Here is a 14798-nt window from a genome sequence, read left to right on the forward strand (position 1 = left end):
CTTGGAGATTGGCGGGTCAACGTCTCATCCATCGTCATGCTGAACTCGATTCAGCATCCATTCGCCCTCACCTGCAAGGCGAGCGCCGAATGGACCCCGGATCAAGTCCGGGGTGACGAAGACAATAAGGGACGGGTCAGGCGTCGATGCTGGTCTTGAGGTCGCCGTGCACCAGCCCGCCGTCGACCGCGATCGTGTCGCCGACGACATAGTCGCCCGCCTTCGACGCGAGGAAGATCGCGGCGCCCGCCATGTCCTCGGGATTGCCGATGCGCTTGACCGGAATGCTTTTCGCCACGGCATCGCCATGGTCGCGCGCGGCCTTGTTCATGTCCGACTGGAAGGCGCCCGGCGCGATCGCGGTGACGAGGATATGGTCGGTCACCAGCCGCGCCGCGAGGCGCTTGGTGAGATAAAGGATCGCCGCCTTCGACGCATGGTAGCTATAGGTTTCCCAAGGATTGAGGCGCAGACCGTCGATCGAGCCGATGTTGATGATCTTCGCCGGACGCTCGGCGGTGCCCGCGGCCTTGAGCAGGCCGTGGAGCGCCTGCGTCAGGAAGAAGGGCGACTTGACGTTGATGTCCATCACCTTGTCCCAGCCCGCCTCGGGGAAGCCTTCAAAGGGTTCGCCCCACGCGGCGCCGGCGTTGTTGACGAGGATGTCGAGCCGCTCCTCGCGCGCTTCGAGCTCCTTGGCGAGCGCGCGGCAACCCTCGACGGTCGAGAGGTCGACGGGAAGCCCGATGACCTTGCCCGGATAGCGCGTTTCGAAATCGGCAACGGCTTCCTCGATCTGCGCGGTCTTGCGCGCCGAGATATAGACGCGCGCGCAGCCCGCGGCGAGATAGCCCTCGACGATCATCTTGCCGATGCCGCGCGAGCCGCCGGTGACGAGTGCGATGCGGCCATCGAGGCCGAACATGTCCTGAAGATTCATTGTCGTTCTCCGATATTCCCCTCCCGCTTGCGGGAGGGGTTAGGGGTGGGCCAGCAACGGTGCGGTTGCCCACCCCGCTGCGAGTAGCGAGCAAGCTCGCAACTCTCGCTGCCCCTCCCGCCAGCGGGAGGGGATGGGTTCAACTCAGTAGCCGTTCATCCGCGCAACCTGGTCGATGTGATAATGCACATCGCCCATATATTCGGCGAGCGCGCGGTCGCGTTTCATATAGAGGCCGATGTCATATTCGTCGGTCATGCCGATACCGCCGTGCATCTGCACGCCCTCACGCACCGCGAGGTTGGCGGCGCGGCCGGCCTTGGCCTTGGCGACCGAGACCATCAGCTTCGCGCCCTCGCTGCCTTCGTCGAGGAGCTGCTGCGCCTTCATCACCGTGGCGCGCGCCACCTCCATCTCGCCATAGAGATGCGCGGCGCGGTGCTGGAGGCCCTGGAACTCGCCGATCAGCTTGCCGAACTGCTTGCGTTCCTTGAGGTAGGTGACGGTCCGATCCATCGCGCCCTGACCGACGCCGACCATTTCGGCCGCAGCGCCGGTGCGCGTCGCGGCGAGCAAAGCGTCGAGGATGTCGCCGCCCGCATCGACCTCGCCGATCACCGCGTCGGCGTCGACTTCGACGCCATCGAGGGTGACGTGGCTCGCGAGACTGCTGTCCACGAGGCGGCGCGGGTCGGCGGTCAGGCCCTTCGCGTCCTTGGGCACTGCGAACAAGGTGATGCCGCCATCGGTCTTGGCGGCGACGATGCTCATGTCGGCAACATGGCCGTGAAGAACGAAGCTCTTCTTGCCGTCGAGGCGAAAGCCGTTGCCAGCGCGGGTCGCGGTGGTGGCGATGCGGTCGGGGCGGTGCTTGGCGCCTTCGTCGATCGCGAGCGCGACGATCGCTTCGCCGCTGGCGATCGCGGGGAGCCAGCGGCCCGCCTGCGTGCCGCCCGCCTTCGCGAGTGCGGCGACCGCGCCGACGCTGGTCGCGAGGAACGGCGACGGGGTCAGGTTGCGGCCGATCTCCTCGAGCACGATGCCCGCCTCCATATGCCCCATGCCGAGCCCGCCGTGCGCTTCGGGAACGAGCATGCCGGGCAAGCCCATTTCGGTGAACTGGGCCCAGAGGTCGCGCGAGAAGCCGGTGGCGTCGGCGCTGTCGCGAAGCTGGCGAAGGTGCGAAACCGGGGCCTGTTCAGCCACGAAGGGCGCGACACTATCCTTGAGCATCGCCTGGTCGTCGTTGTGATAAAGCGGCATGAATCAGGCTCCGGGCAAATCAAGGATGCGCTTGGCGATGACGTTGAGCATCACTTCGCTCGTTCCGCCTTCGATCGAATTGGCCTTGGTGCGAAGCCAGGTCCGCGCACGGGCGCCGCCCTTGCTTTCCTCGCTGTCCCATTCGAGCGCGTCGCTGCCGCCACCCGACATCACCAGTTCGTGGCGACGCTTGTTGAGTTCGGTGCCGACATATTTCATCATGTTCGACGACGCGGGATGCGCACGACCGGTCTTCCACATGTCCATGAAGCGCTCGCCCATCGCACGGTAGGCAAAGACGTCGACGTCGAACGCCGCCATCTCGGCGCGAAGGATCGGATCGTCGAGTTCGCCGGCCGCATTCTTGCCGAACGCCTTGGCGAAGGCGCCGCCGATGCTGACCATGTCGCCGCCCGCGCCGCCGCCCGAGATCATCTCGCGTTCGTGACCGAGCAGATATTTGGCGACGTCCCAGCCGCGGTTGATCTCGCCGACGAACTGCGTCTTCGGCACCTCGACATCGTCGAAGAAGGTTTCGCAGAAGGGCGAGTTGCCCGAAATCAGCAGGATCGGCTTGGTCGTGACGCCCTTGCTCTCCATATCGAAGAGCATGAAGGTAATGCCCTGATATTTGTTCGCCTTGTCGGTGCGGACGAGGCAGAAAATCCAGTCGGCCTTGTCGGCATAGCTGGTCCAGATCTTCGACCCGTTGACGACCCAATGATCGCCCTTGTCCTCGCCAAACGTCTGGAGCGAGACGAGGTCGCTGCCCGAGCCGGGTTCCGAATAGCCCTGGCACCAGCGGATTTCGCCGCGCGCGATCGGGTTCAGATAATGGACCTTCTGTTCCTCGGTGCCGAATTGCAGCAGCGCGGGGCCGAGCATCCAGATACCGAAGCTGTCGAGCGGCGAGCGCGCGTGGATGCGCTTCATTTCCTGTTTGAGGACCTTGGTCTCTTCGGGGGTCAGCCCGGCGCCGCCATAGGGCTTCGGCCAGTCGGGGACGGTATAGCCCTTGGCTACGCAGGCATCGAGCCACTGCTTCTGCGCGGCATTCTTGAACTTAAATTTGCGTCCGCCCCAGCAGACGTCGTCTTCGTCGCGGATCGGTTCGCGCATTTCGGGGGGACAATTGGCTTCCAGCCACGCGCGCACTTCGATGCGGAAGGCGTCCAGATCGCTCATCTCAAAGGCTCCTCTTCTGGGCACGAAACTAAGGCCTGATCGCTCCTTTACGCAAGCGTCAACTTGAGTGCGGGAACCGACGCTACGGCGCCGTAACGGAAGGTCGAGAGCCGTTGACGATGGCCGCTTCGCGCCTAAGCTAGGTGGCAAAAGAAAACGGGAGCAGAGATATGCGATTCGCAGGCAAGGTCGCCGTGATTACCGGCGCGGCATCGGGCATCGGCAAGGCGGCGGTGCTGAAACTCGCGGGCGAAGGCGCGCACGTCTTCGCCGCCGATATCGACGAAGCGGGCGGCAAGGCGCTCGCCGAGCAATCAAACGGCAAGATCGATTTCGTCCGCTGCGACGTCACCGTGCCGAGCGACATCGAGGCGCTGATGAACACCGCCGCCGAAAAGACGGGCGGGATCGACATCGTCTTCAACAACGCCGCTGCGGGCGGCGATCGCGCCCCGATCGACGAGATCACGCCAGAGGGCTGGGACCGCTCAATGGACCTGATTCTGAAATCGGTCGCAATGGGCATCCGCTATGCGAGCCCGCACATGAAGGGGCGCAAGGGCGCCAGCATCGTCAACACCGCGAGCGTTGCGGCGCTCGGCGCCGGCTATTCGCCGACCGCCTATGCGGTCGCCAAGGCGGGAGTGCTCCACTTGACCAAGGTCGCGGCGACCGACCTTGCGCAATATGGCATCCGCGTGAACGCGATCTGCCCCGGCTTCATCAACACCAATATCTTCACCTCGTCGCTCGAGGTGCCCGACGCGAGCAAGGACGCGGCGAAGGCGATCATCGCCGACATGAGCGCGCACGCGCAGCCGGTCGCGCGCGGCGGCCAGCCCGAGGATATCGCCAACGCCGTCGCCTATCTGGCGAGCGAGGACAGCTCGTTCATGACCGGCACCCACATGCTCGTCGACGGCGGGCTGACGATCGGCCAGCGTCACGCCTGGGATCCCGAGGCGCCGGGGATGTTCGACGCGCTGACCGCGATGGAGGAAGCCGCTCAGGCCGGAACCGCCGCGTGAGCGCCGACACGCCGCCGCAGACGCGGCTGCCGCTGGGCCTCAAGCTCTATCACGGGCTCGGCAGCGTCGCCTATGGCGTCAAGGACAACGGCTTTTCGACCTTCCTGCTGATCTTCTACAGCCAGGTGGTCGGGCTCGACGCGAGCCTTGTTTCGCTCGCGCTGATGTTCGCGCTGCTCGCCGACGCGTTCGTCGATCCGCTGATCGGCTATTTCTCCGACCGCACCTATACGCGCTGGGGACGCCGCCATCCGTGGCTCTATCTGGCGCCGCTGCCGCTCGGGCTCGCGTGGATGCTGCTGTGGTCGCCGCCGGCCGACCATACGCATATCTTCGCCTATCTGGTCGTGGTCGCGATGCTGGTGCGCACGCTCGTCTCGTGCTGCGAAGTGCCGTCGCAATCGCTCGTCGCCGAACTGACGAGCGACTATGACGAGCGCACCGCGCTCGTCCGCTTTCGCTTTCTCTTCGCCTGGGGTGGCGGGCTGCTCGTCTTCTTCCTCGCCAACACCGTCTTCCTGCGCGCCGACGCGACGCACGAGTTCGGCCAGCTCAACCCGTCCGGCTATTGGCTCTATGGCCTCTGCGGCGCGCTGATCATGGGGGTGACGGTGATCGTCTCGGCGCTCGGCCAGCATCGCCGCGTCGCGCATTGGCCGGCGACGAAACCCGAGCCCGCATCGCCGAAACAGGCCTTTGCCGAGATTTTCGAGGCGCTGCGCCATCCCGCCGCGCTGATCCTGCTCGGCGCCTCGCTGATCGCGATTTCGAGCACGCAGATGACCTTCACCATCTCGAACTTCCTCTATCTTTATGTCTGGCGCTTTTCCGAAGGCGCCTTCGCGGCGCTGCCATGGCTGCTGATGGTGAGCGTGATGATCGCCTTCGTGATCGTGCAGCCGCTCCATCACCGCTTCGGCAAGAAGAAGGTCGCGGTGGTGTGCGGGGTGATCAGCACGATCTTCTGGACCGTGCCCTTCGCGCTGTTCCTGTCGGGGCATTGGCCGGCGATCGGGTCGGCCTTTTCGAGCAATCTGCTGATGGCCTTCATCCTTATATCGAACGTCAATGCGGTGATGGTGATGATCTCGGGCCAGTCGATGCTGGCCGACGTCGTCGAGGCGTCGCAGGTCGAGACCGGACGCCGCACCGAGGGAATTTTCGCCGCCGGCTGGATGTTCGTCCAGAAATGCGCGACCGCGGTCGGCATCGGGCTGACCGGCCTGCTGATCAGCCTGTCGGGACTGCCCTCGAAAGCGGTTCCGGGTCAGGTCGCACCCGACGTGATCGACTGGCTCGTGGTCAGCTACAGCCTGATCGTCGTCGTCGCGACAATCGCCTCGACCTGGACCTTCGCCCGCTTTCCGATCAACCGCGCCGACCATGAAGCCCGCGTCGCGGCGCTGGCTGCGTCGGAAGCCGCCGGGCTTCAATGACCGCTACCGCATCAACCGCCCCGCTGCCGACGCGGATCAAGCTCGCGCACGGGCTGGGCAGCGTCACCATGGGCGTGAAGGAGGCGGGGCTCACCACCTTCTTCATGATCTATTACAATCAGGTGCTCGGCTTCGACCCGCGGGTCGTGTCGCTGGTGCTGATCGGCGCGATGCTGGTCGACGCGCTCGTCGATCCGCTGATCGGCCGCCTGTCCGACGCGACGCGGACGCGGCTCGGGCGGCGGCTGCCGTGGCTCTATGGCGCGGCGCTGCCGATGGCGATCGCCTGGGCACTGCTCTGGGTGTCGCCCGACGTCGCCCGCCATTCGACCCTCGGTCTGATCCTCAACGTCGTCGCGGTGCGCGTGCTCGTCTCGGCGTGCGAGATTCCGTCGGTGTCGCTCGTCGCCGAGCTGACGCGCGATTATGACGAGCGCACCACGCTGATGCGCTTTCGTTTCCTGTTCGGCTGGCTCGGCGGGCTCGCCGCGACCGCGCTCGCCTATGGCTATTTCCTGAAGTCGGACGACCCGGCGAAGAGCGGCCTGCTTGATCCGTCGGGCTATGCCGCCTTCGGCCTGTTCGGCGCGGTGCTGATCCTCGTCTCGACGCTCGGCTCGGCGGCGGGGCAGCAGCGGCGCATCCTGGCGCTGCCGCCGCCGCCCGTGCGGGCGCACGGCGCATCGATGCTGACCGACATCGCGCTCGCCTTTCGCAATCCCGCCTTCATAGCGCTGGCGAGCGGGGCGCTGTTCGTCGTCACCGGCTATGCGACGACGATCGCCGCGACCAATTACACGATGCTCTATATCTGGCGGCTGAGCGACGACCAGCTCGCGCTCTATCCGATCGGCCTCGCGGTCGCGGTGTTCGGCGCCTTTGCTGCGGTGGGCCTCGCGCATCGCCGCTTCGGCAAGCGCGACACGGCGATCGCCGCGGTGCTGTTCAGCGGTGTGGTCGCCTTCCTGCCCTATGCGGCGCGCAACCTCGGCTGGTGGCCCGAGCTCGGCGGCTGGCCGTCGATGGTGCTGCTCCTCACGCTCCAGACCATTTCGCTGTTCGGGCTGGTCGTCGGCCATATCTCCTGCTCGTCGATGGTCGCCGAGATCGTCGAGGCGCACGAAGTCGAGCATGGCACGCGGATCGAGGGGGTCTTCTTCGCGGGCTATCTGATGACGCAGAAATTCGGCCAGGCGCTCGGCATCTTCACCGTCGGCCAGCTCGTCGCCTATGTCGGGCTCGGCGAGCGCGTGCGACCCGACGACTGGCCCGCGAGCGCCGCGGCAACGATGGGCTGGATCTTCGCCGGGCTGATGATTTTGATCGCAATCATGGCGGCCGCCGGGCTGCGCCGCTACGCAATCGACCGGGCCGGCCACGAGGCGCGACTCGCGGCGCTTGCCGACAGGATCGACGAGGCGCCGCGGTCCTAGCGGAACAGGGGGCGGAGGATTGCGCGACTCGCCGCGCGGGAGCAACTTTCTGCGCGGCGGGACTTGGCAAGGCGGGCGAATCGGTCCAAGGGTTTACGTAAACGTAAAGGGAAAGGAACGCAGATGGATTTCGATCTCACCGACCGGCAGAAGCATTGGCAGGGCCGGGTGCGCGAGTTCATCGAGCGCAAGGTGCGCCCGGCGGTTCCGACCTACAAGGAACAGGACGAGGCGGGCGACCGCTGGAAGGTGATCCAGGTCGTCGAGGATCTGAAGGCCGAAGCGAAGGCCGCGGGCATCTGGAACCTGTTCATGCCCCCGCGCAGCGGCGCGCACCATCATGTCGACGAGACGTTCGAGTTCGAAGGCCCCGGCCTCACCAATCTCGAATATGCGCTGTGCGCCGAGGAGATGGGCCGCGTCGGCTTCGCGAGCGAGGTGTTCAACTGTTCGGCGCCCGACACCGGCAATATGGAGGTCTTCCACCGTTATGGCACGCGCGCGCAGAAGGATAAATGGCTCGGCCCCCTGATGAACGGCGAGATTCGCTCGGCCTTTCTGATGACCGAGCCGCAGGTCGCCTCGTCCGACGCGACGAATATCGAGACGCGGATCGAGCTCGACGGCGACGATTATGTCATCAACGGCACCAAATGGTGGTCGTCGGGCGCGGGCGATCCGCGCTGCAAGGTCGCGATCGTGATGGGCAAGACCGATTTCGGCGCCAGGCGCCACCAGCAGCAGTCGATGCTTGCGGTGCCGATGGACACGCCCGGCATCCACATCAAGCGCCACCTGCCCGTCTTCGGCTATGACGACGCGCCGCACGGCCATATGGAAATCGAACTCAAGGACGTGCGCGTCAATGCCGAGGATGCGATGCTGCTCGGCGCGGGCCGCGGCTTCGAGATCGCGCAGGGCCGCCTCGGGCCGGGCCGCATCCACCATTGCATGCGCACGATCGGCGTCGCCGAGGAAGCGCTGGAAAAGATGTGCAAGCGGCTCCAGTCGCGCACCGCCTTCGGCAAGACGATCGCCGAGCACAGCATCTGGGAACAGCGCATCGCCCGCGCGCGCATCGATATCGAGATGACGCGCCTGCTCTGCCTCAAGGCCGCCGACATGATGGACAAGGTCGGCAACAAATCGGCGGCGGCCGAGATCGCGATGATCAAGGTGCAGGCGCCGAACATGGCGCTGCAGATCATCGACGACGCGATCCAGGCGCACGGCGGCGGCGGCGTGTCCGAAGATTTCGGCCTCGCCAAGGCTTATGCGCACCAGCGCACGCTGCGCCTCGCCGACGGGCCCGACGAGGTCCATGCGCGCGCGATTTCGCGCATCGAGCTGGCGAAGCATTCGCCCGCTAGCGATCCCGGTTTCTCGTCGGGCGACATCGGGGTGTCACGTTAAATCTTGATCCGTTCGCCCTGAGCCTGTCGAAGGGCCGTTCTTTTCTTTTGACGACATGAGAAGGAAGAACGGTGCTTCGACAAGCTCAGCACGAACGGCAATGAGGGAAGCATAGAATGACCAAAGCCGCCGTCCTGATCGAACCGGGCAAACCGCTGCAGATCGAAGAGATCGTCGTCGACAAGCCCGGCCCGCATGAAGTGCGCATCCGCACCGCAGCGTGTGGCCTCTGCCATTCGGACCTGCATTTCATCGACGGCGCCTATCCGCATCCGCTGCCCGCGATCCCCGGCCATGAGGCGGCGGGGATCGTCGAGGCGGTCGGCAGCGAGGTCCGCACGGTGAAGCCGGGCGACGCGGTCGTCACCTGCCTCAGCGCCTTCTGCGGCCATTGCGAGTTCTGCGTCAGCGGCCGCATGTCGCTGTGCATGGGCGGCGACACGCGCCGCCCCGTTGGATCGGCACCGCGCATCACGCGCCCCGACGGATCGCCGGTCAATCAGATGCTCAATCTCTCGGCCTTCTCCGAGGTCATGCTGGTCCACGAACATGCGTGCGTCGCGATCGACCCCGACATGCCGCTCGACCGCGCCGCGGTGATCGGCTGCGCGGTGACGACGGGCGCGGGGACGATCTTCAACGCCTGCAAGGTGACCCCGGGCGAGACGGTCGCGGTCGTCGGCTGCGGCGGCGTCGGGCTCGCGACGATCAACGCCGCGAAGATCGCGGGCGCGGGGCGCATCATCGCCGCCGATCCGGTTCCCGAAAAGCGCGCGCTGGCGCAGAAGCTGGGCGCGACCGACGTCGTCGACGCGCTCGCCGACGATGCCGCGAAGCAGATCGTCGAGCTGACGAAGGGCGGCGTCGATCATGCGATCGAAGCGGTCGGGCGTCCGGCCTCGGCGAGCCTCGCGGTCGCCTCGCTCCGCCGCGGCGGCACCGCGACGATCCTCGGCATGATGCCGCTTTCGGAAAAGGTCGGGCTCGGCGCGATGGACCTGCTCTCGGGCAAGAAGCTTCAGGGCGCGATCATGGGCGGCAACCGCTTCCCGGTCGACATTCCGCGCCTCGTCGATTTCTACCTGCGCGGGCTGCTCGACCTCGACAGCATCGTCGCGGAAACGATTCCGCTCGAAAAGATCAACGAAGGATTCGACAAGATGAAGAAAGGCGATGCCGCGCGGTCGGTGATCGTGTTCGACCAATGACGACGGGTCTCGACGCGCAAAAGGCCTTCAGCGGCACCGTCGCACCCGAAGGTTCCGACCGCCTCGACGAGGCGAAGCTGACGGCGTGGATGGAAGCGAATGTCGCTGGCTTTCAGGGCCCGCTGACGCAAGGCAAGTTCGCCGGCGGCCAGTCGAACCCGACCTACAAGATTTCGGCGCCGTCGGGCAATTATGTCCTCCGCCGCAAACCCTTCGGTCCGCTGCTCCCCTCGGCGCACGCGGTCGACCGCGAATATAAGGTGCAGGCCGGCCTTCATAAGGTCGGCTTCCCGGTCGCGCGCCAATATGGGCTGTGCACCGACGACAGCGTCGTCGGCAGCTGGTTCTATGTCATGGGAATGGTCGACGGCCAGACCATCTGGGACGGGTCGATGCCCGGCTCGACCCCCGAAAACCGCCGCGCGACCTATGATGCGATGATCGACACGCTCGCCGCGCTGCACAACGTCGATGTCGAGGCGGCGGGGCTGGCGGACTTCGGCAAGCCCGGCAATTATTTCGGCCGCCAGGTCGACCGCTGGACGAAGCAGTACAAGCTGTCCGAAACCGAGACGATGGACGAGATGGAGCGGCTGATCGCCTGGCTGCCCGCGACGCTGCCCGAGCAGACGCGCACCAGCGTCGTCCATGGCGACTATCGCATCGACAATATGATCTTCGCGAAGGACCGGCCCGAGGTGCTCGCGGTGCTCGACTGGGAACTGTCGACGCTCGGCGATCCGCTCGCCGATTTCACCTATGTCGCAATGGCATGGGTGACCGAGAATGGCGGGCGATCGGGCGTCATGGACCTCGACCGCAAGAGCCTCGGCATTCCCGAGCTCGACGAGGTCGTCGAGCGTTATTGCGCCGCCACCGGCCGCGACGGCGTGCCCGACATGAACTGGTATTTCGCCTATAATTTCTTCCGCCTCGCCGGAATCATGCAGGGGATCAAGAAGCGCGTCATCGACGGCACCGCGTCATCGGCGCACGCCAAGGCGATGTCCGAACGCGTCCTGCCGCTCGCCGAAAAGGCCTGGGACTTTGCGCGAAAGGCCGGCGCATGAGCCTGTTCGACATGACGGGCCAGGTCGCGCTGATCACCGGGTCGTCGCGCGGCATCGGCAAGGCGATCGCCGAAGCGATGGCCGAACAGGGCGCAAAGGTGGTGATATCGAGCCGCAAGCAGGACGCGTGCGACGCGGTCGCGGCCGCACTGAACGCGAAATATGGCGACGGAACCGCGATCGCGGTCGCCGCGAACATCTCGTCGAAGGACGATCTGCAGCATCTGGTCGATGCGACGACCGCAGCCTTCGGCCCGGTCACCGCGCTCGTCTGCAACGCCGCTTCAAACCCCTATTACGGCCCGTCGGCGGGGATCAGCGACGAGCAGTTCCGCAAGATCCTCGACAATAATATCGTCGCCAATCACTGGCTGATTCATATGTGCGCGCCGGCGATGCTCACGGCGGGCAAGGGGTCGATCACGATCATCAGCTCGATCGGGGGCCTCAAGGGGTCGTCGATCCTCGGCGCCTATGCGATCTCCAAGGCCGCCGACATGCAAATGGCGCGCAACCTCGCCGATGAATTCGGGCCGCAGGGCGTGCGCGTGAACTGCATCGCGCCCGGCCTCATCAAGACCGACTTCGCGCGGGCGCTGTGGGAAAATCCCGACACGCTGGAAATATCGACGCGCCGCTCGTCGCTTCGCCGCATCGGCGAGCCCGAGGAAATCGCGGGAGCCGCGGTCTTTCTCGCGAGCCGCGCAGGCGGCTTCACCACAGGTCAGACGATCGTCATCGACGGCGGCAATACTTCGAGCGGAGGATGAACATGGGCGCATTGGACGGCAAGATCGCGATCATCACCGGCGCGGGCAGCGGCATCGGCCGCGCAAGTGCGCTGCGCTTCGCCGCCGAGGGCGCGAAGCTCGTCATCGGCGACAAGACCGCGGCGGTGCACGACACCGCCAGGGCGGTGAAGGACGCGGGCGGCGAGGTCGTCGCGCTGGAAATCGACGCCGGGGTCGAGGCCGATGTCGCGAAGCTGGTCGCGACCGCAAAGGACAGTTTCGGCGGGCTCGACGTGGCTTTCGCCAACGCCGGGATCATCGGCGACATGGGCGGCATCTTCGATTTCGACCCCGCCGCCTGGGCCGAGACGTTGCGCGTCAACCTGATCGGCCCGGCGCTGATGGTGAAGCACGCCGGCAAGGCGATGGTGGATCAGGGCCGCGGCGGCGCGATCGTCCTCACGGCCAGCGTCGCGGGGCTCAATTCGGGCGCGGGGCCGGGCGCCTATTCGGCGTCGAAGGCGGGCGTCATCAACCTCGCCAAGGTCGCGGCGCAGCAGCTTTCCACGAGCGGCGTGCGCGTCAACGCGGTCTGCCCCGGGCTCACTGAAACCGGGATGACCAAGCCGACCTTCGATTATGCGCGCGCCAAGGAGGTCACGCACAAGCTCGGCCAGCTCAACCCGCTCCGCCGCGCCGCGCAGCCCGAAGAGCTCGCGAATGTCGCGCTCTTCCTCGCGAGCGATCAGGCGAGCTATGTCAATGGACAGGCGATCGCGGTCGATGGCGGCCTCACCAGCTCGCACCCGGTGACGCGCCAGCTTCTGGGCCAGACCTCGCACTAGGGAGGAGCGTCCAAGGAAAGGATTTGGCGATGCAGTATCGACAGCTCGGCGACAGCGGAATCGAGGTTTCGGCGATCTGCCTCGGCAGCTGGCTGACTTACGGGGTCGGCGTCGACGACAGCGCGGGCCGCGCCTGCGTCGATGCATCGTTCGATGCCGGGATCAATTTCATCGACACCGCGAACATCTATGGTCGCGGCGCCGCGGAGAGCTTCCTCGGCGACGCGCTGAAAGACCGCCCGCGCGACTCCTATGTGCTCGCGACCAAACTCTTCTTCCCGATGACCGACACCGATAAGGGGCTGTCGGCCGCGCAGGTGGCGAAGCAGATCGATGCCAGCCTGACGCGGCTTCGCACCGACTATGTCGATCTCTATCAATGCCATCGCTACGACCCCGACACCCCGCTCGAAGAGACGATGGAGGCGCTGTCCGACGTCGTGCGCAACGGCAAGGCGCGCGCGATCGGATTTTCCGAATGGTCGCCCGAACAAATCGAGGCGGCGCTCGCGCTGGCACCGCCGTCGGTCAAATTCGTGTCGAGCCAGCCGCAATACAGCCTGCTCTATCGCCGCGCCGAAAAGAAGGTCATCCCGATCAGCATCGCGAACGGCATCGGCCAGATCGTCTGGTCGCCGCTCGCACAGGGCGTGCTCAGCGGCAAATATCGCCCCGGCGCCGCGCTGCCCGAGGGAAGCCGCGCGACGAGCGACGACGCGCATTTCATGCAGCAGTTCCTGACCGACCCGGTGCTCGAAGCGGTGCAGGGATTGAAATCGGTCGCCGACAAGGCGGGATGCTCGCTGGCGCAGCTCGCGATTGCGTGGGTGCTCGCGCAGCCGGGCATCACGAGCGCGATCGTCGGCGCGAGCAGACCCGACCAGCTTCGCGAAACCGCCAGGGCGGCCGACCTCGCGATCGATCCGGCGTTGCTTGCCGAAGCCGCCGCCATTCTCGAAGGAGTCCGCATTTCGTGAGTCATTCTGTCATTCAGGGCTTCGATACAAAGCGCCTCGACCGCATTCCCGCCTTCCTGCAGGCGAAATATGTCGATAGCGGCCGCCTGCCGCACGCGGCGACTTTGGTGTCGCGGCGCGGCGAGATCGCGCATCTGTCGTGCATCGGCGAAGCGCGGCCGGGCGAAGCGCTGAAGGAGGATGCGATCTTCCGCATCGCCAGCATGACCAAGCCGATCACCAGCATCGCCTTCATGATGCTGCTCGAAGAAGGCAAGGTCGCGCTGTCCGATCCGCTGATAAAGTTCTGCCCCGAGTTCAAGGACACCGGCGTCTTCGTCGCGGGCGGCGGCAACGCCCCCTTCCTGACGCGGCCGCCGGTGCGCCCGATCCTGATGGTCGATCTGCTCCGCCATACCTCCGGGCTGACCTATGGCTTTCAGGAGCGCACCCCGGTCGATGCCGCCTATCGCAAGACCAAAATCGACGATTTCGATGCCGCGTTCACGATGGACAGCTTCATCGAGGGACTGGCGAAGATTCCGCTGCAATTCGACCCCGGCGCGCACTGGAATTATTCGATGGCGACCGACGTGCTCGGCGCGGTCATCGAGCGAATCGAGGGCAAGCCCTTTGCGCAGGTGCTGCAGGATCGCATCTTCGGGCCGCTCGGCATGGCCGATACGGGCTTCAAGGTGCCCGCCGACCAGCAGCACCGGCTGACCGATGCCTATGCCTTTCACCCGAAGGACAAGATGCAGCAGTTCGACGCGGGCGGCCGCAGCCGCTGGGCGAAGGACCGCAGCTTCCATTCGGGCGGCGGCGGGCTCGCCTCGACGCTCCACGACTATCACCGTTTCTGCCTGATGCTGCTCGGCGGGGGCAAGCTCGGCGACACGCGGATCATCAGCCGCAAGACGCTGGACCTGATGACGTCGAACCATCTCGTCGGCGGCGGCGACCTGACCCAGCACAGCGTCGGCATTTTTTCGGAGGACGAGAATGCCGGGGTCGGCTTCGGCCTCGGCTTCGCGGTGACGCTCGATCCGGCGGCTGCGGGGATTCCGGGCTCGGCGGGCGACTTCTATTGGGGCGGCATGTTCTCGACCGGCTTCTTCGTCGATCCGGTCGAGGAAATCTGCATGGTGTTCATGACCCAGCTCATGCCCTCCTCCACCTATCCCGTGCGGCGTGAGGTCAAGACGCTCGTCCACGCCGCGATCGACGACTGAAATGCAACACCCCTTTCCGTTCGTGTCGAGCGAAGTCGAGACACCCAGAGGCGTGAGC

The 14798-nt window shown here is 65.7% G+C and carries 13 protein-coding genes; 10 read left to right on the forward strand and 3 right to left on the reverse strand.

Annotation, left to right across the window (positions count from 1 at the left end):
* Window positions 1-136: 136 nt before the first annotated feature.
* From ACVENA_RS17940 to ACVENA_RS17950, 3 genes are all read right to left on the reverse strand, one after another.
* The gene (locus tag ACVENA_RS17940; RefSeq protein ID WP_449326493.1) at window positions 137-940 is read right to left on the reverse strand and encodes an SDR family oxidoreductase; all 804 of its coding nucleotides are present in this window, start codon (window positions 938-940) and stop codon (window positions 137-139) included.
* 144 nt (window positions 941-1084) lie between these two features.
* Window positions 1085-2203 carry an acyl-CoA dehydrogenase family protein gene (locus ACVENA_RS17945; protein WP_449326494.1) on the reverse strand — a complete coding sequence of 373 codons (1119 nt, stop codon included), beginning with the start codon at window positions 2201-2203 and terminating at the stop codon, window positions 1085-1087.
* Window positions 2204-2206: 3 nt separating this feature from the next.
* A complete protein-coding gene (locus tag ACVENA_RS17950; protein WP_449326495.1) occupies window positions 2207-3388 on the reverse strand; it encodes an acyl-CoA dehydrogenase family protein in 1182 nt (393 codons plus the stop codon).
* Window positions 3389-3558: 170 nt separating this feature from the next.
* On the opposite strand from ACVENA_RS17950, the gene ACVENA_RS17955 reads away from it, so the two are divergent.
* From ACVENA_RS17955 to ACVENA_RS18000, 10 genes are all read left to right on the forward strand, one after another.
* Window positions 3559-4416, forward strand: coding sequence for an SDR family NAD(P)-dependent oxidoreductase (locus tag ACVENA_RS17955; RefSeq protein WP_257545689.1), 858 nt, complete (start codon window positions 3559-3561; stop codon window positions 4414-4416).
* Entirely contained in the window at window positions 4413-5852 is a 1440-nt protein-coding gene (locus tag ACVENA_RS17960; protein ID WP_257545691.1) for an MFS transporter, read from the forward strand. Before ACVENA_RS17955 ends, ACVENA_RS17960 begins: the two co-directional genes overlap by 4 nt.
* The gene (locus ACVENA_RS17965; protein ID WP_449326496.1) at window positions 5849-7285 is read left to right on the forward strand and encodes an MFS transporter; all 1437 of its coding nucleotides are present in this window, start codon (window positions 5849-5851) and stop codon (window positions 7283-7285) included. The genes ACVENA_RS17960 and ACVENA_RS17965 overlap by 4 nt, the downstream gene beginning before the upstream one ends.
* A gap of 123 nt (window positions 7286-7408) precedes the next feature.
* Complete coding sequence (locus ACVENA_RS17970; RefSeq protein WP_449326497.1) at window positions 7409-8698, forward strand: acyl-CoA dehydrogenase family protein; 1290 nt, start codon at window positions 7409-7411, stop codon at window positions 8696-8698.
* Window positions 8699-8814: 116 nt separating this feature from the next.
* Window positions 8815-9906: a Zn-dependent alcohol dehydrogenase gene (locus ACVENA_RS17975; protein WP_297661200.1), complete on the forward strand. Its 1092-nt coding sequence runs from the start codon at window positions 8815-8817 to the stop codon at window positions 9904-9906.
* The gene (locus tag ACVENA_RS17980; protein WP_449326498.1) at window positions 9903-10976 is read left to right on the forward strand and encodes a phosphotransferase family protein; all 1074 of its coding nucleotides are present in this window, start codon (window positions 9903-9905) and stop codon (window positions 10974-10976) included. The genes ACVENA_RS17975 and ACVENA_RS17980 overlap by 4 nt, the downstream gene beginning before the upstream one ends.
* Window positions 10973-11746: an SDR family NAD(P)-dependent oxidoreductase gene (locus tag ACVENA_RS17985; RefSeq protein WP_257545703.1), complete on the forward strand. Its 774-nt coding sequence runs from the start codon at window positions 10973-10975 to the stop codon at window positions 11744-11746. The genes ACVENA_RS17980 and ACVENA_RS17985 overlap by 4 nt, the downstream gene beginning before the upstream one ends.
* Before the next feature lie 2 nt (window positions 11747-11748).
* Window positions 11749-12552 carry an SDR family NAD(P)-dependent oxidoreductase gene (locus ACVENA_RS17990; protein ID WP_449326499.1) on the forward strand — a complete coding sequence of 268 codons (804 nt, stop codon included), beginning with the start codon at window positions 11749-11751 and terminating at the stop codon, window positions 12550-12552.
* Window positions 12553-12581: 29 nt separating this feature from the next.
* Window positions 12582-13529, forward strand: coding sequence for an aldo/keto reductase family protein (locus ACVENA_RS17995; protein ID WP_449326500.1), 948 nt, complete (start codon window positions 12582-12584; stop codon window positions 13527-13529).
* The gene (locus ACVENA_RS18000; RefSeq protein WP_449326501.1) at window positions 13526-14740 is read left to right on the forward strand and encodes a serine hydrolase domain-containing protein; all 1215 of its coding nucleotides are present in this window, start codon (window positions 13526-13528) and stop codon (window positions 14738-14740) included. The genes ACVENA_RS17995 and ACVENA_RS18000 overlap by 4 nt, the downstream gene beginning before the upstream one ends.
* Window positions 14741-14798 lie beyond the last annotated feature (58 nt).

It is taken from the genome of Sphingopyxis sp. 550A, assembly GCF_053569535.1.

Coding starts and splice junctions, on each gene's coding strand:
- ACVENA_RS17940 (WP_449326493.1), bottom strand. CDS start 940: ATGAATCTTCAGGACATGTTCGGCCTCGATGGCCGCATCGCACTCGTC.
- ACVENA_RS17945 (WP_449326494.1), bottom strand. CDS start 2,203: ATGCCGCTTTATCACAACGACGACCAGGCGATGCTCAAGGATAGTGTC.
- ACVENA_RS17950 (WP_449326495.1), bottom strand. CDS start 3,388: ATGAGCGATCTGGACGCCTTCCGCATCGAAGTGCGCGCGTGGCTGGAA.
- ACVENA_RS17955 (WP_257545689.1), top strand. CDS start 3,559: ATGCGATTCGCAGGCAAGGTCGCCGTGATTACCGGCGCGGCATCGGGC.
- ACVENA_RS17965 (WP_449326496.1), top strand. CDS start 5,849: ATGACCGCTACCGCATCAACCGCCCCGCTGCCGACGCGGATCAAGCTC.
- ACVENA_RS17970 (WP_449326497.1), top strand. CDS start 7,409: ATGGATTTCGATCTCACCGACCGGCAGAAGCATTGGCAGGGCCGGGTG.
- ACVENA_RS17975 (WP_297661200.1), top strand. CDS start 8,815: ATGACCAAAGCCGCCGTCCTGATCGAACCGGGCAAACCGCTGCAGATC.
- ACVENA_RS17980 (WP_449326498.1), top strand. CDS start 9,903: ATGACGACGGGTCTCGACGCGCAAAAGGCCTTCAGCGGCACCGTCGCA.
- ACVENA_RS17985 (WP_257545703.1), top strand. CDS start 10,973: ATGAGCCTGTTCGACATGACGGGCCAGGTCGCGCTGATCACCGGGTCG.
- ACVENA_RS17990 (WP_449326499.1), top strand. CDS start 11,749: ATGGGCGCATTGGACGGCAAGATCGCGATCATCACCGGCGCGGGCAGC.
- ACVENA_RS17995 (WP_449326500.1), top strand. CDS start 12,582: ATGCAGTATCGACAGCTCGGCGACAGCGGAATCGAGGTTTCGGCGATC.